General features: G+C 69.0%; 26 protein-coding genes. 9 read left to right on the top strand and 17 right to left on the bottom strand.

What is annotated here, in order from left to right; genetic code table 11:
• Positions 1 to 63: 63 nt before the first annotated feature.
• Positions 64 to 507: a bifunctional nuclease family protein gene (locus tag ACQUQR_RS07915; RefSeq protein ID WP_435195918.1), complete on the top strand. Its 444-nt coding sequence runs from the start codon at positions 64 to 66 to the stop codon at positions 505 to 507.
• Between the two features lie 53 nt (positions 508 to 560).
• Here the strand turns inward: ACQUQR_RS07915 and ACQUQR_RS07910 are convergent, their stop codons facing one another.
• Both ACQUQR_RS07910 and ACQUQR_RS07905 read right to left on the bottom strand, forming a co-directional pair.
• The gene (locus ACQUQR_RS07910) at positions 561 to 2,096 is read right to left on the bottom strand and encodes a (R)-citramalate synthase (protein WP_435195917.1); all 1,536 of its coding nucleotides are present in this window, start codon (positions 2,094 to 2,096) and stop codon (positions 561 to 563) included.
• 87 nt (positions 2,097 to 2,183) lie between these two features.
• Positions 2,184 to 2,567, bottom strand: a complete 384-nt coding sequence (locus ACQUQR_RS07905) for a DUF192 domain-containing protein (RefSeq protein WP_435195916.1) — start codon at positions 2,565 to 2,567, stop codon at positions 2,184 to 2,186.
• A 90-nt stretch (positions 2,568 to 2,657) separates the two neighbouring features.
• Between ACQUQR_RS07905 and ACQUQR_RS07900 the strand changes: the two genes are divergently transcribed.
• The 3 genes from ACQUQR_RS07900 (at position 2,658) to ACQUQR_RS07890 (ending at position 5,751) form a co-directional block, all read left to right on the top strand.
• Positions 2,658 to 3,185 (top strand): DUF7097 family protein, encoded by a 528-nt coding sequence (locus tag ACQUQR_RS07900; protein ID WP_435195915.1) that lies wholly within the window; start codon positions 2,658 to 2,660, stop codon positions 3,183 to 3,185.
• Positions 3,186 to 3,317: 132 nt separating this feature from the next.
• Positions 3,318 to 3,866, top strand: coding sequence for a GMP synthase subunit A (locus ACQUQR_RS07895; RefSeq protein ID WP_435195914.1), 549 nt, complete (start codon positions 3,318 to 3,320; stop codon positions 3,864 to 3,866).
• A 31-nt stretch (positions 3,867 to 3,897) separates the two neighbouring features.
• Positions 3,898 to 5,751: a DUF2070 family protein gene (locus tag ACQUQR_RS07890; protein ID WP_435195913.1), complete on the top strand. Its 1,854-nt coding sequence runs from the start codon at positions 3,898 to 3,900 to the stop codon at positions 5,749 to 5,751.
• Between the two features lies 1 nt (position 5,752).
• Here the strand turns inward: ACQUQR_RS07890 and ACQUQR_RS07885 are convergent, their stop codons facing one another.
• From ACQUQR_RS07885 to truD, 9 genes are all read right to left on the bottom strand, one after another.
• The gene (locus tag ACQUQR_RS07885) at positions 5,753 to 6,106 is read right to left on the bottom strand and encodes a type II toxin-antitoxin system PemK/MazF family toxin (RefSeq protein WP_435195912.1); all 354 of its coding nucleotides are present in this window, start codon (positions 6,104 to 6,106) and stop codon (positions 5,753 to 5,755) included.
• Positions 6,099 to 6,338, bottom strand: a complete 240-nt coding sequence (locus ACQUQR_RS07880; protein ID WP_435195911.1) for a hypothetical protein — start codon at positions 6,336 to 6,338, stop codon at positions 6,099 to 6,101. The genes ACQUQR_RS07885 and ACQUQR_RS07880 overlap by 8 nt, the downstream gene beginning before the upstream one ends.
• Positions 6,339 to 6,443: 105 nt before the next feature.
• Positions 6,444 to 6,671: a DUF3194 domain-containing protein gene (locus tag ACQUQR_RS07875; RefSeq protein WP_435195910.1), complete on the bottom strand. Its 228-nt coding sequence runs from the start codon at positions 6,669 to 6,671 to the stop codon at positions 6,444 to 6,446.
• Between the two features lies 1 nt (position 6,672).
• Entirely contained in the window at positions 6,673 to 7,062 is a 390-nt protein-coding gene (locus tag ACQUQR_RS07870) for a prefoldin subunit beta (RefSeq protein ID WP_435195909.1), read from the bottom strand.
• A 61-nt stretch (positions 7,063 to 7,123) separates the two neighbouring features.
• Positions 7,124 to 7,372, bottom strand: a complete 249-nt coding sequence (locus ACQUQR_RS07865) for a KEOPS complex subunit Pcc1 (protein WP_435195908.1) — start codon at positions 7,370 to 7,372, stop codon at positions 7,124 to 7,126.
• A 1-nt stretch (position 7,373) separates the two neighbouring features.
• Complete coding sequence (locus ACQUQR_RS07860; RefSeq protein ID WP_435195907.1) at positions 7,374 to 7,508, bottom strand: DNA-directed RNA polymerase subunit P; 135 nt, start codon at positions 7,506 to 7,508, stop codon at positions 7,374 to 7,376.
• Between the two features lie 9 nt (positions 7,509 to 7,517).
• On the bottom strand, positions 7,518 to 7,778 hold the full coding sequence (locus ACQUQR_RS07855) for a 50S ribosomal protein L37ae (protein WP_435195906.1): 261 nt from the start codon (positions 7,776 to 7,778) through the stop codon (positions 7,518 to 7,520).
• Positions 7,779 to 7,820: 42 nt separating this feature from the next.
• On the bottom strand, positions 7,821 to 8,543 hold the full coding sequence (locus ACQUQR_RS07850; protein WP_435195905.1) for a DUF2103 domain-containing protein: 723 nt from the start codon (positions 8,541 to 8,543) through the stop codon (positions 7,821 to 7,823).
• A gap of 333 nt (positions 8,544 to 8,876) precedes the next feature.
• Complete coding sequence (gene truD, locus ACQUQR_RS07845; RefSeq protein WP_435195904.1) at positions 8,877 to 10,205, bottom strand: tRNA pseudouridine(13) synthase TruD; 1,329 nt, start codon at positions 10,203 to 10,205, stop codon at positions 8,877 to 8,879.
• Positions 10,206 to 10,339: 134 nt separating this feature from the next.
• Between truD and ACQUQR_RS07840 the strand changes: the two genes are divergently transcribed.
• A complete protein-coding gene (locus ACQUQR_RS07840; protein WP_435195903.1) occupies positions 10,340 to 11,404 on the top strand; it encodes an NADH:flavin oxidoreductase/NADH oxidase in 1,065 nt (354 codons plus the stop codon).
• Positions 11,405 to 11,465: 61 nt separating this feature from the next.
• Here the strand turns inward: ACQUQR_RS07840 and acs are convergent, their stop codons facing one another.
• Entirely contained in the window at positions 11,466 to 13,433 is a 1,968-nt protein-coding gene (gene acs / locus ACQUQR_RS07835; RefSeq protein ID WP_435195902.1) for an acetate--CoA ligase, read from the bottom strand.
• A 384-nt stretch (positions 13,434 to 13,817) separates the two neighbouring features.
• On the opposite strand from acs, the gene ACQUQR_RS07830 reads away from it, so the two are divergent.
• Complete coding sequence (locus tag ACQUQR_RS07830; protein WP_435195901.1) at positions 13,818 to 16,286, top strand: PAS domain-containing protein; 2,469 nt, start codon at positions 13,818 to 13,820, stop codon at positions 16,284 to 16,286.
• Positions 16,287 to 16,310: 24 nt separating this feature from the next.
• Here the strand turns inward: ACQUQR_RS07830 and pth2 are convergent, their stop codons facing one another.
• On the bottom strand, positions 16,311 to 16,649 hold the full coding sequence (pth2, locus tag ACQUQR_RS07825; RefSeq protein ID WP_435195900.1) for a peptidyl-tRNA hydrolase Pth2: 339 nt from the start codon (positions 16,647 to 16,649) through the stop codon (positions 16,311 to 16,313).
• 29 nt (positions 16,650 to 16,678) lie between these two features.
• Positions 16,679 to 17,203: a hypothetical protein gene (locus tag ACQUQR_RS07820; RefSeq protein WP_435195899.1), complete on the bottom strand. Its 525-nt coding sequence runs from the start codon at positions 17,201 to 17,203 to the stop codon at positions 16,679 to 16,681.
• 154 nt (positions 17,204 to 17,357) lie between these two features.
• Between ACQUQR_RS07820 and dcd the strand changes: the two genes are divergently transcribed.
• Genes dcd through ACQUQR_RS07805 form a run of 3 tightly spaced genes read left to right on the top strand, consistent with a single transcriptional unit; the run spans position 17,358 to position 19,509 of the window.
• Positions 17,358 to 17,945 (top strand): dCTP deaminase, encoded by a 588-nt coding sequence (gene dcd / locus ACQUQR_RS07815; protein WP_435195898.1) that lies wholly within the window; start codon positions 17,358 to 17,360, stop codon positions 17,943 to 17,945.
• Positions 17,946 to 18,839 (top strand): thiamine-phosphate synthase family protein, encoded by an 894-nt coding sequence (locus ACQUQR_RS07810; protein ID WP_435195897.1) that lies wholly within the window; start codon positions 17,946 to 17,948, stop codon positions 18,837 to 18,839.
• Positions 18,840 to 18,843: 4 nt separating this feature from the next.
• Entirely contained in the window at positions 18,844 to 19,509 is a 666-nt protein-coding gene (locus ACQUQR_RS07805) for a class I SAM-dependent methyltransferase (RefSeq protein WP_435195896.1), read from the top strand.
• Between the two features lie 116 nt (positions 19,510 to 19,625).
• On the opposite strand, the gene ACQUQR_RS07800 is transcribed toward ACQUQR_RS07805, so the two are convergent.
• The 3 genes from ACQUQR_RS07800 to ACQUQR_RS07790 all read right to left on the bottom strand — a co-directional run bounded on the left by ACQUQR_RS07800 (position 19,626) and on the right by ACQUQR_RS07790 (position 22,220).
• On the bottom strand, positions 19,626 to 21,074 hold the full coding sequence (locus ACQUQR_RS07800) for a hypothetical protein (RefSeq protein ID WP_435195895.1): 1,449 nt from the start codon (positions 21,072 to 21,074) through the stop codon (positions 19,626 to 19,628).
• A gap of 84 nt (positions 21,075 to 21,158) precedes the next feature.
• Complete coding sequence (locus ACQUQR_RS07795) at positions 21,159 to 21,431, bottom strand: YgaP family membrane protein (protein WP_435195894.1); 273 nt, start codon at positions 21,429 to 21,431, stop codon at positions 21,159 to 21,161.
• A 42-nt stretch (positions 21,432 to 21,473) separates the two neighbouring features.
• Positions 21,474 to 22,220, bottom strand: a complete 747-nt coding sequence (locus ACQUQR_RS07790) for a 4-phosphopantoate--beta-alanine ligase (RefSeq protein WP_435195893.1) — start codon at positions 22,218 to 22,220, stop codon at positions 21,474 to 21,476.
• Positions 22,221 to 22,223 lie beyond the last annotated feature (3 nt).

Here is a 22,223-nt window from a genome sequence, read left to right as displayed (position 1 = left end):
AGATAGTCCCCCCGGACTGCCCGAGGAGGTAGCTTTTCATACCCCCTTATACAATGTCACTCTATGACACACCAAGCGCGGGTTCGGGGGCTGGGGGTGAGCGTTCGTGGAGAGACGTCCACTCCCGTGGTCATCCTCGACGTGCGCGAGGAGGTCGTCCCCATCTTCATCAGCCACGACCAGGCACAGTCGATCCAGCAGGCGCTGGAGGGGACACCGTTCGAGCGGCCGCTGACGCACGACCTGTTCGTCGACCTGCTGGCGGAGTTCGGGGGCGCCATCGACGCGGTCCGTATCGACGGGCTCGCGGACGGCACCTTCCTCGCGAAGATCGACGCGGTGCAGTACCGCGAGGGGGAACCGGAGGTGAAGACGTTCGACGCGCGGCCCTCCGACGCCATCGCGATCGCGCTGCGGATGGACTGCCCCATCGAGGTCGCGTCGGCCGTCGTCGACGAGGCCGGCCGTCCAGCCTCTGAGTTCGAGATGCGGACGGAGGACGACTGAGCGTCTGCCGGGCGCTACCGCTCGGCGGTGACGCTCGAAGAACGGGTGGTGAGTCAGTCGTCCGCGAGCACCTGCGCGTCCGTCTGTGCGAGCAGGCGGTCGAGCGCGTCGACCATCGCGCGCACGGACGCGGTGGTGATGTCCGAATCGCTGGCGGCGACGGTCACCGTGCGGTCCCCGCGGGACATCTCCACCTCGACGGTGACGACGGCGTCGGTCCCGCCCGTGATGGCGTCGACGTGGTAGGAGTCCAGTCGCGCCTCGCCGACGGGGCCGAGCGCGGAGCGGACGGCCTGTACCGCGGCGTCGACGGGACCGTCTCCGGTGCCCGAGGCCACCCGCTCCTCGCCGTCGACGAGGAGGCGGACGGAGGCGGTCGGGGTGCCGGACCCGGACGCGGCGGTGAGGTCCACCAGTTCGACCCGGCGGTCGTGTTCGCGGCCCTGTACCTCCTCCGCGATGGCGAGCAGGTCGGCGTCGGTGACGCGCTTGCCGCGGTCACCGAGCTGTTTCACGCGGGCGACGACCTCCTTGAGGTCCTCGTCGTCGGCCTCGACGCCGTGCTCCTTGAGCGCGGCCTCGACACCGGCGCGGCCGGCGTGTTTCCCGAGCACGAGCCGGCGTTTCCGCCCGACCGTCTCGGGCGCGTAGGGCTCGTACATCGCGTCGTCCTTCAGCGTGCCGTCGGTGTGGATACCCGACTCGTGAGTGAAGGCGTTCTCGCCGAGCACGGCCTTGTTGGGGGCGAGCGGAACGCCCGTGGCGTTCGCCACGACCTGCCCGAGCTCGTACACCTGCTCGAGTTCGAGGGTCTCCACGCCGTAGCCGTGATAGAGGGCGATGGCGACCTCCTCCATGGCGACGTTCCCCGCCCGTTCACCGATGCCGTTGACGGTCGCATGAACGAGGTCCGCGCCGGCCGCGATGGAGACGAGGGCGTTCGTGACTGCCAATCCGAGGTCGTCGTGGGTGTGGGTGCTCGTGGGGCCGTATTCGGAGAGCGCGGAGACCACTTCGAGCGTGCGGTCGGGCGTCGCGTGCCCGACGGTGTCGCAGTAGCAGAAGCGGTCCGCGCCCGCCTCGTGGGCGGCCTCGGCGAGGCGCTCGAGGAACGCGAGGTCCGCACGGGAGCCGTCTTCGCCTAGCACCTCGACCCAGAGGCCGTGGTCGCGGGCGTAGTCGACGAGCTCCTGGACCGTCTGGACGACGCCATCGCGGCTCGTTCCCACCTTCGTCTGGATGTGTTTCTCGGAGGAGGGGACGACGAGGTTCACGCCGTCCACACCGCAGTCGAGCGCGAGGTCGATGTCGCGCTGGACGCCACGAGCGAAGGAGGTCACCTTCGCGTCGAGCCCGAGGCTGGCGACCCGTTCGATGGTCTCCCGCTCGCCCGGCCCGGTGCAGGCGCTGCCGGCTTCGATGTAGGAGACGCCGGCCGCGTCGAGCGCGCGGGCGATGTCGGCCTTCTGGTCGGGACTGAGCGAGACGCCCGGGGCCTGTTCGCCGTCGCGAAGGGTCGTATCTAGGAACTGTACGTTACTGTCTGAGAGAGGGGTAGTATTCGGGTGCCCCCCGAATAAAACGTTCACCGGTCATATGCCAGTGAGACGTGGGGTGTCACCACGGATAAAGGGGGGCCTTCAGACAGATATTGCTGTCCGACTGGCAAGTATTGCCTACCCGAGGACGAGCTGGTCGCCCACCTCGACGGAGTCGGCCGCGCCGGCGGGCAGTTCGACGACCGTGTCCGCCCGCGCGCTCCCGTGGCCGCGCCACGCGCGGAGTCGCTGCACCTCTCGGACCTCGCCGTCGACGAGCCACACCGCGTCGATGTCGAACGGGACGAACAGCATGTGGAGGCCGCGGTTCCGGACGCCGCTCCCCCCGGCGAGGAGACTCCCGACTGTGCCGAGTTCGCCGAACCGGAAGACGAGCGCGTAGTCGTCGGGAATCGACCGCCGGAACATCAGCCCCCGGCCCTGCGTCACGAGCGAGTCCGCGAACTCGATGTCGGTGGCGATGACCTCGCGGCCCCCCTCCGGGTTCCTGATGAGACGCACACCGGGGGGTCGCCCGGGGTGGCGATAAGCGTGGTGTCGGGCGACGTGCAGCGTCGCAGGATTCAATCCGCCGGCGGCCCACGGTCCGCCATGGAGAAGACGCCACGCGGTACCTCCGTCGGGGTGGACGACCCCTACGCCGTCGTGGAGCGGTGTGACCACGTCACGGACGACGGCCGGTGCGGCTACGCGGGGCAATATGCGGGGATGGACCCGGAGTTCGCCGCGGAGCGACGGGCGGACGACCTGCGCTGTCCTGCGGCGGACCCCCACGGGGAGTGGGACTGGGCCGACTGCCCGCATTTCCGCGCCCGCCAGCAGTCCCGCGAGTGCATCCGCTGTGGCCTCGAGGAGCGGCGGCTCGCGACAGAGGGAGAGAAACCCCTCCTCGAGGAGCACCACCTCGAGTACCCGGACGACGACCGGAAGGAGATGAGCCACGAGGTCTCCGTCTACCTCTGCCGGTGGTGTCACGCGAAGGTCCACACGTCGTGGGCGCGCATCGACGACGACGTGGGGCCGGACCCGGAAGCCATCGCCGCGGCGGAGGGTCGGCGCTCGCGCGAGCTGGCGGAGCTCTCCTTCGAGTCCGCCGCGGAGCGGTACGACCCCGACTGAGCGGTCTGTCCTCCGAGAAACCGGGGCGTGGCCGTGCGGTTCCGCCCCGCGACAGCCCGTGTGGTATACACGTCCTTGCATGGAACCGGGCGTTTCAGGGGGTTTTTATCCCACAACCGTCTATCGCCGGTAATGACGCGAATCGTCGTGGTGGACAACCACGGGCAGTTCACACACCTCGAACACCGGACGCTGCGTGACCTGGGTGTCGACACGGAGATCGTCGACAACGACACCCCCGCGAGCGAGGTGGAGGCGGACGGCATCGTCCTCTCCGGCGGCCCCGACATGGACCGTATCGGCCGCGCACCCGAGTACCTCGAACTCGACGTGCCCGTCCTGGGCATCTGTCTCGGGATGCAGCTCATCGCCAACGAGCTGGACGGCACCGTCGGCTCCGGCGAGTACGGCGGCTACGCCGACGTGACCGTCGAGATCCTCGACGACGAGGACCCGCTCGTCGGCTCGCTCGCCCCTGAGACGAGAGTGTGGGCCAGCCACGCCGACGAGGTGAAGACGGTCCCCGAGGGGTTCTCGGTCACCGCGAAGAGCGACGTCTGTGGCGTCGAGGCGATGGCCGACACCGGCCGAGACCTCTACGGCGTGCAGTGGCACCCGGAGGTCGCCCACACCGAACAGGGAGAGGACGTGTTCGAGAACTTCCTCGCCCTGTGCGAGTAGGTTTATCCGTCACGGGCGAGGAGTCGAGACAATGACTGCAACGCAGGGCGATCTGGCCTCCCTCTCGCGGTTTATCTTCCGGGCCCCCAGCTGGTACTCCAGCGTCGCCTTCTCGCTCATCATCGCCGCGCTCGCCGGGGTCGCGGCCTTCGACTCCCGGTTCATCCTCGAGGACGCGTGGCAGGGCGTCTTCTTCATCGGCCTCCCCACCGTCGTCGCGGCGGGCATCACCCCCTACGTGGACGGGCGACTCGGGGGGCAGCTGACACCCAACCGGGCCTCGCTGCTCGCGCTCATCTGTGAGCTCCTCGTCGTCGGGATGCTCGTCGTCGCCGGCGTCATCGCCGTCCTCGCCGCGAGCGTCGGCCAGAACTTCGTCTTCGACGTGCTCGTCGCCGCGCTCGCCTCCGTGTTCGCCTTCCGCCTGCTCGTCGTGATGGCCGTCTCCGGCCACCTGCTCCGGGTGGCGATCGTCCCCGCCAGCATCCAGACCGTCGCCGCCGCCGTCCTGCTGTTCATCTACAGCGGGACGATGCGCTTTCTGGAGGTCGGTGGTCCCATCGCCCGCTCGTTCCTCTCGCGACCCGAACGCGCCCCCGCGGAACTGCTCGTCGTCGGCCCCGAGGACTTCATCCTCCTCGCGGTCACCTGTACCCTCTATGCGGGTGCGGTCTACCTCTTCCTGCTCGTCATCGACACCCCGTGGAAGCGCTCGATGGGCATCTCGGTCCTCGACTTCCTGCGGGGGTTCATCGGCCACATCGCCGAGGGCTCCCGGGAGCTGGAGGACTTCTTCGAGCAGATCGGCGAGGAGGCCGTCGTCCCCGTCACCGTGCTCTCGTTCCGCACCGAAGAGGAGGAGAAAGCCCGGTTCGTCCTCCCGATGATCCACCCGGGCCCGATGGGGGAGATCGGCGGTGGGAACCTCCCCGAGCGGGTGGCCGCCCACGCGGAGGGGCTGGCGTTCCCCCCGCACGCGACCGCGGGCCACGACTTCAACCTCGTCACCTCCCGTGAGGTGGACACCATCATCGACGCCGCGGACCGCGCCCACGAGCGCATCGAGTATCACGACGCGGCGACGGAGAGCCTGCGAATCGAGGAGGGCGACGCCTCCCTGCTCGCGCAGGCGTTCGGCGACGACGCGTTCATGACCGCGACCTACGCCCCGAAGTTCGCCGACGACGTGGAGTACGCGGTGGGGCTCTCCGCGATGGCCGAGGCCCGCGGTGGCGGGCTGCGTGAGGTGATGCTCGCGGACGCCCACAACTGCAACAACGGCCTGCAGGGGGAGGATTTGGGCCACGTCGTCCCCGGCTCGAAACGCTCGTTCGACATGATCGAGGCCGCGCGGAAGGCCGGCGACGAGCTCGCCACGGCCCCCCGGTACCCCTTCCGCGTCGGCGTCGCGTGGGACCGCACGGCCTGGGAGCCCATCGAGGGGATCGGCCCACTCGGGGTCCGCGTGCTCGTCACCGAGGCGAACGACCAGCGGACGGCGTACGTCCTCGTCGACGGGAACAACATGGAACCCGGCCTCCGCGACCGCATCGTCTCGGCGCTGGAGGTGGACAACGCCGAGGTCATGACGACCGACACCCACATCGTCAACACGGTGAAAGCGACGAATCAGGTGGGCGGGGCCGTCGACCACGACGACCTCATCGGCCTCATTCAGGGGCTCGTCGCGGAGGCCACCGCCGACCTCGAACCCGTCGAGGCGGGGATGGCGAGCGAGCGCGCGGAGGTGACGGTGTTCGGCAACGACCGCACCGAGTCGCTCGCCTCGCACGCCAACGCGATGATCTCGATGGGTGGGGCGCTCGCCGCCGCGTTCATCCTCGCGGTGACGGCGCTGTCGGTGCTGCTCTTTTTCCTGACGTAGGCTAATCGAGCGCCAGGCTCAGTTTTAGCGCGTCGTCGATTTCATCCATCGTTGCGTCAGAGAGACGACCGAGCACGGAGTGAACTCGGCTCTCGATGGAGACGACCCGTATCTGGTCGAGTCGGACGGAGGAGTCCTTGCTGAACGGTGACTCATCAGCTTCGATTAACACCTCGAACGGGTATCCTCGATACGTTCCTGTTGCGGGGGCGACGATCGTCGTACTAGCGTTTTTGTTTCCGGTGTCGTTCTGGACGACGACTGCCGGCCGGGTCTTTTTCATCTCGTGTCCTTCCGCCGGGTCAAATCGAACAACGACGACGTCCCCACGCCGGACCGTTGGCCGTTCACTCATCGAGGCTGTCCCACGCCTCTTCGGACGTTTCGTCCCACTCCCGCGCGAGTTGCTCTGCCGATTCAGATGCGTCCCGATATGCCGCTGCTAACTCCTCCTCGCTCGGACCATCGTCTTCTACGTCGATGACTGCGACCGTCACTCGCTTGTTCGCATACTCCGTTCCGAGATAGATTCGCCCCCGGTCGTCAGTACGGTTCGTGCGGAGGTCACGTGCATCTACGTCGTCCATGTTACCCACTATTGCCCACGAACGCATAAGTACTACCCACGGTTACCCACAGCGCTGCTGCTCACGGGTCTGTGAAGATAAAATCGAAACGGCCGCGTCCCTCGATTACTCTTCGAACAGTTCGTCGACGGCCGCTTGCGCGGCGAGCGCGGCGTCGTCGGCGACCTGCTCCGCGTCACCCGGCGCGTTGAGATAGACGTCCACGTCGAGCACACCGTCCTCGAACGTGACGGTCACGTCCACGTCTTTCACCTCGCTCTTCTTGTAGCGGTCGAAGATGAGGCCTTCCGCCGCGTCGGAGGCCGTCCCGATGACCTCCTCGTCGGTTGGCATCTTACGCGCCGCCGGGGCCCTGCGGACCCTGCGGGCCGCCCATCGCACCGCCCTGGAGCATCTGCTGGAGCTCCTGCTGGAGGCTCTCGAACTGCTCCTGGACACGCTCCTCCTGCTTCTCGAGCGTGCGGACGCGGACCTCGAGCGAGTCGACCTTGTCCGTGAGCGCCTCGTGGGCCTCGTCGTAGTCCGTCTTGACGAGCAGCTCGCCGACCTCACGGTACATCTCCGTGTCGGCCTCGAGCTCGTCGAGCGCCTCCAGCGCCGTCTGCGACTCGTTCAGCGTGGTCTCCGCCTGCTGCTTCTGGGCGGCGACCTGCTGGGCGGTCTCCTGGAGGTCCTGCAGCTCTTCGATCTTCTCCTGCGCTTCCGGCGGCAGATTACCCTGCATACGCGGCCCGAGGGCTTCCGGCGTGAAAAACCCCCGCTTTCGGGATTCAGGTGTGTGCGGGTCAGAATCGCCCGAGGGCGGCGGTCTCCTCGGCGACTTCGACGAGCGTCGTCCAGGTGTTGATGCCCGCGCGCAGCGCCACGAGGTCGTCGGCGTCGATGTCGACGTGGAGGCTGGGTCCATCGAGGGAGACCGCGGCGGTCGTCCGGTCGCCGCTTATCTCGCCGGCCTCCTGTGAGACCGCGCGATAGACGAGACTCGCGGTGTCGGCGTCCGGGTAGTCGAAAACGAGCGCCGCGTCGTGCAGCACCTTAGTTGACGTCGATGGTCTTGATGTCGCGGCTGCGTTCCTTCAGGAGGACGCGGTGGCCGCAGTACGGACAGCGGACGCCGCCGTACTCGTCCAGTTCGACGTCGCGCTTACAGCGGGAGCACTTGTAGCTCATCGGGGGAGATTACTCCTCTTCGTCGAGGGCGGCGCGGAGCGACCGGCGGACGGTCTTGCCGGCCGGCGTCTCGGGACGGTAGGCACCGCCGGCGAACTTCTCGCCGGTCTCGGTGTTGACCCAGATACCGGTGCCGAGGCGCTTGACCTTGTCCCCGTCGACCTTGGCGTTCCGCATGTCGTCTTCGATCTCGGCGACGCGGCGTCGCGCCACGCGACCGTACCGTGCACCGAAGCGCCCGGCGCTCCCGGACTTGCGCTTCTTGCTCATAGTATCGACAGATGCGGCCAGCATGGCAATAAACCCTTTGAGTTACTCCTGGAGGTCGGCGTCTCGCAGCGCCTCGTTCAGGTCCGCACGCACCCGTTCGCCCAGTTCACGGGAGCCCGCCGTCGTCACGACGCGGTTCTCCTGGACGCTGGAGCCGTTCCGGAGGATGAGCCGCACGTTCCCGTTCGTGTCCGCCCGGGTCGCCTTCGCCCGGACGCCCCCCCGCGTCGAGGACCCCCCGGCGTCGATGGGGCCGGGGATGATCTTCTTCACGTGCGGGTGCGCGGCCACCGTTTCGAGTGCCCGCCGCCCCGCTCGCCCCCCGATGAGGGTGGTGTGGCTCCCCCCGAGCTTCTCCGCGAGCGACTTCTCGACCACCTCCAGCGCCGGCTCCCCCTGCCGCTCGATGACGGCCTCGACGGGGTCGTCGTCGGCCACGCGGTAAAAGGGGTAGTGGAGGGCGGCCCGCACCTCCCGCAGGACCTCCCGGTCCCCCTTCGCGTACACCTCGTCGGGGCGCTTGCGCTGCACCTCGTCGGCGATGCGCCCCGCGAAGTTTCGCAGCTCCGTGGAGGCCCGCTTTTCGGCCGTCTCCGGGCGCGTCGTCACCGTCCGCTGGGCGACGATCTCCTCATCGAGGAGGCAGGTGACCGTCGCCCGTTCGCGCCCGATGTCGAGCACCACGAGGTCCGTATTGGCAGTGTGACAGACCAGACAGTAGTCGCCCGGCCGTTCGAGGGGGGTTCCACACTGCCGACACTCCATACCCCATCTGGGGAATCGCGCCGAATAAGCGGGGCGATTTGCTCATGGTGGAATTCTGGTTGGGTGGATTCGGTGTCGGATAATTCCCTCTTTTCTTCTTGTCGGTGTACCGCACCGACAGTCTTCAAGAACACCTCGAAAGCCCCCTCTTGCCGTTCTGCAATAGTGCCCGCCAACACCTCGAAAGCCCCTGCTCGCTCGCGGTCGCTGCGCGAGATATTCGCTTCGCGAATAGGGCTCGCGCAGGCGACGCTCCTCCGGCGCGAGCGAGCAGCCCCTTTCAATCCCACCCGGCGTGACTGTTCAGCGTCGTCGTGCGGTGGGTTGGTCGGGCTACGTCAGATCCAGCGGGTCGGTCTTCAGATACTCCCTGAGGACGGTGGTCGCGTAGCTTCCCTTCGGGAGGCGGAAGGAGAAGGTGAGCGGGTCCTCTGTGACTTCCATATCCGTTCGCACCTGCACGGCACGGCGAATCCCGGTCGAGTCGAAGTTCCCGGGCAGGTCGAAGTCCTCGCGGGTGAGCTCCAGCTCGGCCATCACCTCGCGTTCGATCTCACCGGGTTCGCCGTCGCCGTACTCGGTGTCGGTGCCGATGAGCGGGGCAGTGACGAACGCCCGCCCCCGTTCACAGTGACGGTTGATGGAGCGCAGGCGCTTCTCGGAGACGCGCTGTTCGCGGTCGGTGTCGGGGAGCGCGAGCCCATCGGGCGCGTCTTTGTCGGCGAAACAGACCACGTCGCCCGCGACGGCCTCGTGGAACGGCAACCCACGGGCGAGCCGCTCGGAGAGGATGCGGTTGAACGCGTAGGACTGCACCGCATGAACGAACAGCTGCTGGAGGTTGCGGGGGAGGCGTTCGAGCGCCTCGCGGAAGTGTTCTGGCGAGGAACCACCGTTCTCCGCGAGCCCCTGCAGCAGCGCGCGCTCGTACCGGAGCTTGCCGGGGAGCAGTTCGGTGAGCTGTCCCCACTCCCCCTCACCCCAGCGCTCGTCGATTTTCTCACGGATTTCGTACGTGCCCTCCGGCTCGAAGTCGGTGCGGGTACAGACGTAGGTCTTCACGGCTTCCTCCCACTCTCCGCGCAGGATATCGAGGCCGACGGCGTGCGTGACGGGGCGGTAGGTGCCAAAGCGCTGGGGGCCGAAGAAGTTCGGAACGGCCACCTCGCCCGCGCCCCACTCCTCCAACGAAGCGGTGATGGCGCTCGCGTGCTCGGGGTGGTCGGGCTCCCGGACGGTGATCTCGAAGGCGTTGCCGGCGAGGTCCCCAAAGAGGATGGGACGGCCCGCGCGGCCGAGCACTTCGATGTCGGCCTCGTCGATCTCGGGCAGGTCCGCGTGGTCGAGTTTCACCGAGAAGAGCTGGGTCGTCACGGCGCGTTTGTCCTTCGTGCCGGCCCAGGAGACGCGCTCTCTGGAGATGCCGAGCTTCTTCGCCAGCGCGTCGGCGAAGTCGTTGGTGTCCCAGTTCCTGAGCGTCGCCCGGAAGACGACGTGGGCGTAGGAGCCGGGGTCCGCGTCGACGGGTTCGGTGTCGTACCGTTCGAGCTCGGTCACGCGGAAATCCTCCGCACGGGCCTTCAGCCGGCCCCCCACGCCGTCGGCGTCGGAGACGTACCACTCGACGCCGACGCTCCGCTCGTCGGGGTGGGCCTCACGCATGGCGGGTCCCTCGTGTGGTCATACCCGCACTCACACGCGCAGGGTGAAAGGTCAGTCGTCCCGCCGCGCTGTCGATGCCGGCAATTCCCCCCGCCAGCGCGAGAGGTTTTCCCGGGGTCGGCGAAGGGAGGGCAATGCCAGGTCTGTTCGACCCCCTCGATATCGGTCCGGAAACGGCGCGGAACCGCATCATGGTCTCCCCGATGTGTCAGTACTCCTGTGACGCGATGGACGGACTCGCCACCGAGTGGCACCACGTCCATCTGGGCTCTCGCGCAGTGGGCGGGGCCGGCATCGTCATGAGCGAGGCCGCCGCCGTCGAGCCGCGGGGTCGCATCTCCCCGTACGACCTGGGTATCTGGAGCGACGAGCACGCGGACGCACTGGAGCGCACCACGGAGTTCATCGCCGACCACGGCGCGCTGTCGGCCATCCAGCTGGCCCACGCGGGCCGGAAAGCCGCCACGGAGCGCCCCTCGGAGGGCGGTGCCCCGGTTCACGACGACCGCGGCTGGACACCCGTCGGCCCCACGGACGAACCGTGGCCCCACGACGAGCCACACGAGGTGGAGGCGCTCTCCGAAGCCGGGATCCAGAACGTGGTCGAGTCGTTCAGAGATGCCGCACGCCGGTCGTACGACGCGGGCTTCGACATCGTCGAGATCCACGCGGCCCACGGCTACCTGCTCCACGAGTTCCTCTCGCCCGTGACGAACACCCGGGAGGACGCGTATGGCGGGGATTTCGAGGGCCGCACGCGCATCGTCCGCGAGGTCGCCGAGGCGGTCCGCGAGGAGGCCGGCGAGCGCCCGGTGTTCATCCGATTCTCCGCGACGGACTGGATCGAAGGCGGCTGGACGGTAGAGGACACCGCGCGTCTCGCGGCCGAGATCGACGAGCTGGTCGACCTCGTGGACGTGAGCGCCGGGGCCATCTCGCCCGACCAGGAGGTCCCCTACACGGGGGTCCACTATCAGGTACCCTACGCGGAGCGCGTCCGCGAGGAGACGGACGCCCTCGTCGGCGCGGTCGGTGGTATCACCACGCCGGAGGGTGCGGAGGCGGTCGTCCGCAACGACCGGGCGGACCTCGCCATCGTCGGCCGGCAGTTCCTCACCGACCCGTACTTCCCGCTGCACGCGGCCGAGGCGCTGGGCGTCGAGGGGCCGGTCCCGCGGCAGTATCTGCGCGGGTTCTGACGGGGAACCGTCGCTAGTCGCGAAGCATCGAAAGAAGCGGTAGAGGTGGGTTAGAGGTGAGTCACTCGCCGACTTTGTTCGCGATGTCCTCCACGACCTCGGGGTTCCGCAGCGTGGAGGTGTCACCCAGCTCGTCGCCGTTAGCGATGTCCTCGAGCAGGCGGCGCATGATCTTCCCGGAGCGAGTCTTCGGCAGTTCGGGCGTGAAGATGACCGCTTCGGGCCGCGCGATGGGGCCGATGGCGTCCTCGACGCCCTCGATGATGCGGGCTTCGAGGTCCGCGTCGCCCTCGTAGCCGTCCTCCGTGATGACGTAGGCGTAGACGGCCTCGCCCTTCAGGTCGTGGTCACCGCCGACGACGGCGGCCTCGGCGACGCCCTCGACGCCGACGATGGCGGACTCGATCTCCATCGTCCCCAGCCGGTGGCCGGAGACGTTGATGACGTCGTCGACGCGTCCCAGCACGGTGATGTAGCCGTCGTCGTCGATCTTCGCGCCGTCCTCGGGGAAGTAGACCCACTCGTCTGCGTCGGGGTCGGAGTACTCCTCCCAGTACTCCGAGAGGAACCGCTCGTCGTTCTTGTACAGGGTGCGGAGCATCCCGGGCCACGGCTTGTCGACGGTGAGGTAGCCGGCGCGGCCGGCCCCCACCTCGTCGCCGTTCGTGTCGACGATTTCGGCGCCGATACCGGGGAGTGGTGGGCCGGCGGAGCCGGGTTTCATCGTCCCGATGCCGGGGAGGGTGGTGATCATCATCCCGCCCGTCTCGGTCTGCCACCAGGTGTCGACGATGGGACAGGACTCCCCGCCGATGTGCTTGTAGTACCACTTCCAGGCGCGGGGGTTGATGGGTTCACCGACCGTTCCCAGCAGTCTGAGAGAGGAGAGGTCGCGCTTCTCGGGGTACTGCTTGCCCCACTTCATGAACGCCCGAATCGCCGTGGGCGCGGTGTACAGCTGGGTCACGTCGTAGTCCTCGACGATCTCCCACATCCGGTCCTTCTCCGGGTAGTCGGGAGTCCCCTCGTACATGACGGAGGTGGTCCCGAGCGAGAGGGGGCCGTAGACGATGTAGGAGTGGCCCGTGATCCAGCCGATGTCGGCGGCACACCAGTAGGTGTCCTCGGGCTTCACGTCCAGTACGGCGTGGGAGGTCCACGAGACGTACGAGAGGTAGCCACCCGTGGTGTGTTTCACGCCCTTCGGCTGGCCCGTCGTGCCGGAGGTGTACATGAGAAAGAGCATGTCCTCGGCCCCGCGCTCGACGGGCTCGACCTCGGCGCCCGCCTGTGCGGCGACGAGGTCGCCGTAGTCGTGGTCGTCGTCGCGCATCGGGTGGTCGTACTCGTCACCCAGCCGGTCGACGACGATGCCGGTCACGTCGTGGTCGACTCCGTCCAATCCCTCGTTGGCCTTCGCCTTGTGTTCGAGGGCGTCCCCGCGACGGTAGTAGCCGTCACAGGTGACGAGATACTCGGAGTCGGCGGATGTCATCCGGGTGGCGAGCGCGTCGGCGGAGAAGCCGGCGAACACCACGGAGTGGGGGGCACCGATGCGGGCGCACGCCAGCATGGCGATGGGGAGCTCCGGAATCATCGGCATGTACATCGTGACCACGTCGTCCTCCTCCACGCCGAGCTCACGGAGGGCCGCCGCGAACTCGTTCACCTCGCGGTGGAGCTCCGCGTAGGTGTAGGTGCGTGTCTCCCCGAGTTCGCCGACCCACTCGATGGCGACCTCGTCACCGCGGTCGTCGAGATGCCGGTCGAGACACTCGTGGGAGGCGTTGAGCGTCCCCTCCTTGAACCACTTGTAGAAGGGCGCGTCCGAGTCGTCGAGGACGGTGTCGTAGTCATCGTACCAGTCGAGGAGGTCGGCCGCGCGCTCCCAGCTCTCCGGCCAGTTCTCCTCGAACTCCTCGTAGATGGCGGGTTCCGAGACGTTCGCCTGCTCGACGAACGACTCGGGGGGGTCGAACGACTCCTGTTCCTGCAGCCGCGCTTCGAGTTCCACCTCTTCCTCTGCCATAGTCACGCATACACACCCACACACGGACTATAAAGGGGGATGCTAGCTATCCAAACCCCGCTCTCCCCCCGTCGTCGCGGGACGGCACCGCCGCGGCGAGCCGTCGCGGGCGGTGGAGCGGCTGTCCGTCAGACCGCCTCCGCAGCAGGGGGTCGCCCTTCGTTTCGTTCTCGATGTGCTCGGCGAAACAGGGAGGGGAATGATGGTTCACGACGCATACCCATGCCCCGTGTGGGCACGCTGCCGGCACCTCGCGTCGTGTCACCGGGACGAGCTTCGTTCGGCTCGTCCGAGACGAACCTGGTTCCACTCACGGACAAACTGCCAGAAACGACGCGGTTCCGGGGCGGTGTCATTATATGGCTCCAGGGCATCCCGGTGGACATGTCCGCGTCGCCTGTGCCCGGTTCCCGCACGGCGCCCCACGTTCTCGCCGTCGGCGGCTCCCTGCCGACACCCCTCCCCTCCCTGTCCGTGACGGCCGTCTCCCCGTCGGCGGTCACCGACGCCCTCAGCGACGGCGAGTGCGTCGTCACCGCCCCCGAACTGCCGGTCGAGACGGCACTCGATGTCATCGAACGGGTCGACCGGCACGCACTCGACGTCCCCGTCGTCGCCTGTCACCGCGACCCGTCGGCCGTCCCGTCGCTGCTCGACGCCGGGGCGGCCGAAGTCGTCCGGGTCGACGGCCCAGCCGCGGCCCGGACGCTCGACCACCGCGTCGCCTCGCTGGTCGACCGCCACCGCGCGGACCGCCGGCAGGCCCGCTTCCTCGAACACCTCTCCGACGCCTACTACGAGCTGGACGCGGCGTGGCGGGTCCTCGAGTGGAACCGCGTGATGGCCGAGCGGGTGGGTATCCCCCGCGAGGAGGCGCTCGGTGCCGTCTTCTGGGAGCTCCTCCCCGAGGGGCGCGAGTCGGAGCTCCACGGGTTGTTCGACCGCGTCCGCGAGACGGGGGTCGCGGCCGCCGTCAGCAGCCCCATCCCCACCGAGGAGCTCTGGGTGGAGGCCACCGTCTGGCCCCGGTCCGGCGGTGGCATCGCCGTGCTCTCCGAGGACATCACCGAGCGGCGCGAGCGCGAGCGCGTCCGTCGGGCCATGTTCGAGCGGACGTTCGACCTCGTCACCGTCCTCGACCCCGACGGGACCGTCGTCGAGGCGAACGAGACGGCCCTTCACACGTTCGACCGCACGCGCGAGGAGCTGGTCGGCGACCCCATCTGGAACGCCGAACTCCCCGTCGTCGACCGCGAGGTGGACGACCTGCAGTCGGTCGTCGCCCGCGCCCGCGACGGGGAGACCGTCCGGTACGAACTCGCCTTCACGGACGACGGGGAGCGTCGGGTGCTCGACGTCTCCTACCAGCCCGTCGTCGACGAGTCCGGGAGCGTCACGGACATCATCGTCGAGGGGCGCGACATCACGGAGCTGAAGCGGGTCCAGGAGTCGCTCGAACGGAACAACGCGCTGTTCGCCCAGGCCCAGCGGATGGCGAGCATCGGCGGCTGGGCGTACGACCTCGAGACGGGGACGCTCCGGTGGACGGACGAGACCCTGCGGATCCACGGCGTCGACCCCGAGTACGAACCCACCGTCGAGGAGGCGCTGTCGTTCTACCACCCGGCTGACCGCGAGACCATCCGCGAGGCGTTCGAGGGGGCACTCGCCGGCGAGCCGTTCGACCACGAACTCCGGATCGTCACCCCCGACGACGAGACGCGGTGGGTGCGGGCGATGGGTGAACCGGCGTTCGAGGACGGGGATGTCCGGGCCGTCCACGGGACGTTTCAGGACGTCACCGACCAGCGCGAACAGGAGCGGCGCTTCCGGGCGACGTTCAACAACGCCTTCCAGCTCACCGGGATGCTGGAGCCGGACGGCACCGTCATCGAGATCAACGAGACGGCGCTGGCGTTCGGCGACGTCTCGCGGGAGGCGGTGATCGGCGAGCCGTTCTGGGAGACGCCGTGGTGGCAGACGAGCGAGGCGGACAAACAGCGGCTGCGGGAGGCCATCGAGCGCGCCCGCAACGGGGAGTTCGTCCGCTACGAGACGCGCAACGTCGGGGGCGACCGGGTCGCGCACATCGACTTCTCGCTGAAGCCGGTGGTCGACGACGCGGGGAAGGTGATGCTGCTCATCCCCGAGGGCCGGGATATCACCGAGCTGAAAGAGCGGGAGGCGGAGCTGCGCCGCCGCACGGAGCAGATGGAGTTCCTCAACAGCCTGCTGCGACACGACGTGCTCAACGGGATGACCGTCATCGCCGGGAACGCGGGGCTGCTCGCGGAGGCGACGCTCCCCGAGGAGGCACAGCGCCGGGCTCGTACCATCCAGTCGTGGGCCGACGACGTGACGGATGTCATCCAGCGGGTCAGACACGTCCTCGACGCGCTCGCCGGCGAGGACGAGCTGGTGCTGGAGCCGGTGAACGTGACGCGGCTCGTGGAGGCGGAGGCGAACCACGTCGCCGTCGGCACCGATGCCGAGGTGACGGTGGACGCCCCCGAGTCGGTCCACGCCCGGGCGGACGACCTGCTCTCGGAGGTGGTCGGGAACGTGCTCACGAACGCGGTGAAACACTCCGACCGGGAGACGCCGCACGTCGAGGTGCGCGTCGAGCCACCGGACGAGACCGACCGGGTCCGCATCCGCATCGCCGACGACGGGCCGGGGGTCTCGGCGGCGATGAAGGGCGACCTCTTCGACCGCGAGGCCTCCACGAGCGGCGGCGGGTTCGGCCTCTTCTTCGTCGAGACGATGGTCGAGCGCTACGGCGGGCGCGTCCGCGTCGAGGACAACGAGCCCCGCGGCGCGGTGTTCACCATCGAACTCCCGGCGACGCAGTAGCCGGCTCTTCGTTCGGTACCGCGGTCAGTAGAGCGAGAGGTCGCCCGTGATGGCGTCGACGGCCTCGTCGCTCGCGGGCCCGACCGCGAGCGCGGTGACCGTCCCCGGGTCCAGCTGCGTGTGCCCCGCGTCGCGGATGATAGCCTGCGGAATCCCCTCGCGTTTCGCCATCTCCGCCAATTCGAATAGCTGGCGCTCGCTGTCGCCTTTGAGGACGACCTTCTTCTGGCCCCCCTGTTTCCAGTTCTTTTGCGCCTGTAGGTCGGCCTTCTCGTAGGCCTTCAGCGAGGCGTGAGCGACCTGCGCGGCGAGCTTCCCGGTCCCCATGCCGATGTCGGTGCGGGCGACGATGGCCTGCTTCATACCCTCTCTGGCAGGGGAGGCGGCTTAATTCACAGGAATCGGAGCCCCACGGTCAGCAGCTCCCCCGCGGTGAACAGCAGGACCCCGACGCCGAGTTCGCGCCACGGCACCCGGTCGTGCCGGCTGATGAGCGCGAGCGCGACGACGACGGAGACCGCGAGCAGCGAGGTGTACGCCACCGTGGGGTCGACCGGGAGGCGGTCGTACAGCGACGCTCCGGTCGAAAAGAGGACGAGGTTGTTCACCCCGCCGCCGACCCCCATCGCGACGACGAGGTACGTCCCGCAGAGGGTGGAGAGCCACCCCAGCCGGAGCCACGTCGCCAGCGAGAGCAGGCCACACAAAAGCGTGAAGTAGCCGACGGCGAGCCCGAGGTGGACGCCGGAGAGCAACGAGAGTAGCCCGTTCAGCTCGGCGAACCGCGGGCTCGAGAGGATGGCGGTGGTCGTCACCACGTCGAGTGCCGCGGCGGTCGTCGCCAGGATGGCGAGCGGGTGAGCTCGGACGGTCCGCCATCGCCCCTCGCGCACGTTCACCCGGAGGCTCCCCGACACGCCCGGAGCCTGCGAGGCGAGCGAGATAAATCGATAGGTCCGTTCGCCCGCCTCACGGGGCCGTGAGGACCATCCCGTCCCGGGGTTCGCCGTGGTACCACTCCACACCGGCCCGACCGTCGGCTTTTAGCCCCCATCGCCCGGTCACACGGATATGATACTCTCGGACGCCGACATCCGGCGGCGGCTCACCGACGGTGACCTCGTCATCGAGCCGCTGTCGGACCCGGAGATCCAGATCCAGCCCGCGAGCGTCGACCTCAGACTCGGCCAGGAGTTCCTGGAGTTCCGCCACGCCAACATCCCGTGTATCCACCCGAACGACGAGCGCGAGGTGAGCGAGTACGTCGAGCTCACGGAGATCGACGAGGAGGGGGAGTTCATCCTCCACCCCGGCGACTTCGTCCTCGGGACGACCCTCGAACGCGTCGAGATCCCCGCGGACCTCATCGCCCACGTCGAGGGGCGCTCCTCGCTCGGGCGGCTGGCCATCGTCGTCCACGCCACGGCGGGGCTCGCGGACCCCGGCTACCGCGGCCAGATCACCCTCGAACTCTCGAACCTCGGTCGCGCGCCCGTCGCGCTCTCGCCGGGGATGCGTATCTCCCAGCTCACCTTCACGGAGCTCTCCTCACCCGCCGAGCGCCCCTACGGGAGCGAGCGCGGGTCGAAGTACCAGGACCAGACCGGCCCGCAGGCCTCGCGGATTCAGGGGGACCGGGAGTTCGGGGGCTCGCAATAGATGAAGTTCATCGAGGAGGTCGTCGTCGACGAGTTCCTCCCCACCTTCCGCTCGCTTTTGGCCTCGGACCTCCGGGAACGGGGGCTCACCCAGAGCGAGGTGGCCGAGCTGCTCGGCGTCTCCCAGAGCGCGGTCTCGAAGTACGTCCACGGCGAGGTGGAGGAGACGCCCGAGATCGCTGGCGACGACCGGGTCAGAGAGCTCGTCTCGCGACTGGGGGCGGGGCTCGCCTCCGGGGAGATGACACAGGTACAGGCGCTCGCGGAGGCCGAGATCCTCGTCCGGTCGCTCGAACGCGGCGACCTGCTCGCCCAGCTGCACGAGGCCGCCTACCCCCCGCTCGCGGAGTACGACGGGGAGTTCGCCATCCACGACCCCGACTCGCGGCTCCGGACGGCGGAACGGGCGCTCGCCTCGGTGCGACGCGGCGTCCGGATGCTGGAGAACACCTCCGGGTTCGCGGCGCTCATCCCCGCGGTGGGGTCGAACCTCGTGGAGGCGCTCCCCGAGGCGCAGGGGATCGACGACGTGGCCGCGATCCCGGGCCGCATCCTCGACGTGAAGGGGCGGGCGACCGTCCCCGGCGAGCCGGAGTTCGGCGTCTCGGAGCACGTCGCGGGCGTCCTGCTCACGGCTCGCGCGGGCGGGAGCGATGCGCGCGCGGCGGTGAACATCCGCTACGACCCCGACCTCGTGGCGGCGCTCGAAGCCCAGGGGCTCGAAACCGCACAGTTCGACGCGGAGGGCGGTACCGACGCCGTCCGCGAGGCCGTGGCGGCCACCCCCGACGCCGACGTGCTGTATCAGTCCGGCGGCTTCGGTATCGAGCCGGTCGTCTACGTGCTGGCCCCCGACGCCGTGACCGCGGCCGAATGGGTCCGTTCGCTGGCCTGACCCGATGAGCGTCGCCGAGTTCTACGGGCGGTACGCCGGCCTCTACGACCGCATCGCCACGCTCCCCGGGGTGGGCCGCTGGCGCGCGGCGCTCGCCGACGCCCTCGCGCTCGAACCGGGCGACACCGTCGTCGAGATGGGCTGTGGGACCGGCGCGAACCTCCCGTACCTCCGCGAGCGCGTCGGGAGCGACGGGACCGTCGTCGGCATCGACCTCACCGGCCCGTTGCTCGAGGTGGCCCGCGCCCGCACGAGCGAGTACGACAACGTCCACCTCCTGCGTGGCGACGCCACTCGGCCGCCCATCCCGGACGCCGACGCCGTCGTCGCCTCGTTCGTCTCCGGGATGTTCCGCGACCCCGCCGGAGTCGTCGCCGGCTGGTGCACCCTCGTCGGCCCCGGTGGCCGCGTCGCGCTCCTCGACGCCGCGGTCTCCGACGACCCGGTCGGCCGCCTGCTCAACCCCGCGTTTCGGGCGTTCACCCGGGGTACCGCCCCCGCCCCGACGACGCTCGACGCGGTGTGGGCCGCCCTCGATCTCGGACGGGAAGACCCCCTCGAACCACGGGTGAACGCGGCCCGGAAGGCGCTCGCGGCCCGCACGACCGAGAGGCGATTCGAGGCGTTCGCGCTCGGCTTCGTCGGCCTCCTCCGTGGCCGAGTCCGGTAGCTTTACACGGATGCAAGGATGACGCACGCGGCTCTCTCGCGGCGAAGGATATCAGAGAGGAGGACGACCGGTCCGCGGTCTAACGTCACCCCCCGGCGATGGCCCGCGGGGGCCGGTCAGGGCGTTTTCTCCAGCAGTTTCGACACGTCCGTCCCCTCGAGCCCCGCCTCCAGCGCGGCCCAGTCGTCGTAGCCGCGGTCGTTCGGGCCGTCGTCGTCCGCGTAGTCGTAGTAGCCCGGCGGGGCGTTGTAGTTCATCACGCTCGGGTAGGTGTCGAACTCGACGTCCGTGCTGTCGATACCGCGGTAGTCCTGGGCGTCGAGCCCCACCGCGTGCCCGAGCATGTGCATGAACACGGGGCCGGTGCGGTCGTCCTCGACCACCGTCTCGAAGGCGACGTGCCCCTCGCTCTCGAAGCCGCCGATGTCCCCCTCGCTCACGGAGCGGGCGTCGGCGACGGCCAGCGCGTAGTGGTAGCCGTAGCCCGCGTGGTCGAAGCTCCCGTTAGCGATGCGCGCGAGATCGCCGGGCGTGGTCGCCCGCTCGCGGGAGAGCTCCTCGTCGTAGACGACGTGGAGCGTGATCCCCGTGGAGCCGTCGGGGTTCTCGACGGGCGCGCCGTTGTACGCGTCGATGACGCGTTTGATCTCGTCGCGCGGCACCTGCTCCTCGCTCATGTGGTCGATCTCCACGTAGATGTCCTTGTGGAGCGGTCGCGCGTCGGGGAGCATCGGGTGGCCGTCCACCTCGGGGCCGTCCGGCAGCCCGTCGTCGTCGGTGTCGGGGTCGAGCGCGTCCGTTCGCCCGTTGAGCTCGCGGCGGTCGTTCAGGCCGTCACCGTCCGTGTCGGCGTTCATCGGGTCGGTCGGCCCGTCGAGCTCCGTGGGGTCGGAGAGCCCGTCGCCGTCCGAATCGGCCGTCGTGGGGTCCGTCCCGGTCTCCTCGACCTCCTCGCGGTCGGAGAGCCCGTCGCCGTCGGTGTCGCGCTGGAGCGGGTCGCTGCCGATGGCGACCTCCTCGCCGTCTGCGAGGCCGTCGTCGTCGGAGTCGGAGTCCTCGGGGTTCGTGCCGAGTTCGCGCTCGCGGGCGTCCGTGAGGTTGTCGTCGTCGCCGTCGACGGGCGTCTCGCTCGGTGTCGGCGTCGGGGTGGGGGTCGGCTCACCCGCCGGCGTGGGGGTCGGCTCGTCCTCCGGTGTGGGGGTCGACCCGCCCGGTTCCGGCGTCGACTCGCCGTCGCCACCGGTGTCCGTCCCGTCACCGTCGTCCGCACTCGTCGGGTCGGTGCCGTTCTTCACCTCCGTCCCGTCGGCGATGCCGTCCCTGTCGGTGTCGGGGGCGAGCGGTTCCGTCCCCAGGGCGGCCTCCCGGTCGTCGTCCAGCTCGTCGCCGTCGCTGTCGGCTGAGAGCGGGTCGGTGCCGGCGAGGAGTTCCTGGTGGGGTGGGATGCCGTCGCCGTCGATGTCGACGACACCGGCGGCGGTGGCTCCACCGATGACGAGGAGGAGGGCGGCGCCACCGAAGACGAGGAGCACGACGCCGCCGGTGAGCAGGGATTCGCTTCGCATGGTAGGTAGCCCGTGCGCCGCGAATTAGTCGTTACGGTCGTTTCTCACGTGACCCGGGTGACAGAAGGGGGATCGGGGGTCGGCTCACGCCGGGCGCTGCGTCTTCTTCCGGGGCGTCTTCGCCCTCTCTCCGCGGTAGGTGTCGATACCGAGCGCGCGGTTCAGCGGGCACTGCTGGACCGTTCCGGTCACGGTGAACACGAGCCCGACGACGAGCGCGAGCGCCGCGATGGCCATCCCGATCCCGCTCGCGGCGAAGGCGAGGAGGCCGAGCAGGCCCACCACGCCGATGACGGTGAGGACGGGACCGAACACTAAGCGCACGATACGGTCGTAGCCGCCGACGTTCAGCTCCATGCCCGGAGATACGTCGCGAGAGGCGATAAGCCGCGCTCCGGGCTAGGTGTCTCCGTCGCGGATGGCCCGCTCGGCCGCGGCGAGCGCCGCCTCGCGGTCGAAGCCGTCGACGATGGCCTCCAGCTCCTCGCGGGAGGCCCCTTTCAGCTCGCGGGCGTGGCGGGTGATGTTCGGCACCGCCCGGATCACGTTGTCGACGATGGGGACCGTCGCACACTGTGCCGACCGCGAGAGGGGGTTCAGGTCGATGACGAGCTCGATCTTCCCCATCTCGCTCAGTGCCTCCGCGCGGTCGCCGTCCTCGAGGGGGACGAGCACCACGTCGGCATCCCCGATGCCGTCGGCATCCACCTTCGCGCGCTCGTGGTCGAGCCCCGGGATGCGGCCGTCGGCGGTGAGCCCCTTCACCTCCTCCGCCCCGTGCTCGCGGAGGTGGTCGACGATGGCCTGCATCCGTTCGGGCGTGCGGTTGAAGAGGTTCACCTCGAGGTCGGCCCCCACGACCTCGGCCAACTCGACGAGCTCGCCGGGACACAGCGCCGCGACGTTCCCGTTCACGGAGATGACGGGGTGCTCGGCGAGCAGGAAGTGGGCGGCTGCGGCGCGTTCGGCCGCGTCCGCGCTTTCGGTCGTCTTCTCTCCCAGGAGATAGTCGAACGCCTCCCCGCGGCCCTGTGCGATGAGCCCCTGCTTCGAGGTGATACCCTTCTCCACCCCGTCCTCGATACGGTGGCGCGTGAGCAGCGACTCGTACCGGGGGTGTGATTCGGGGATCTCGATGTCGCTCATGGT

This window comes from Natronomonas sp. EA1 (assembly GCF_051195035.1).
Taxonomy (GTDB): Archaea; Halobacteriota; Halobacteria; order Halobacteriales; family Haloarculaceae; genus JBNTJV01.
This window is presented reverse-complemented; position numbering and strand designations above follow the sequence as displayed.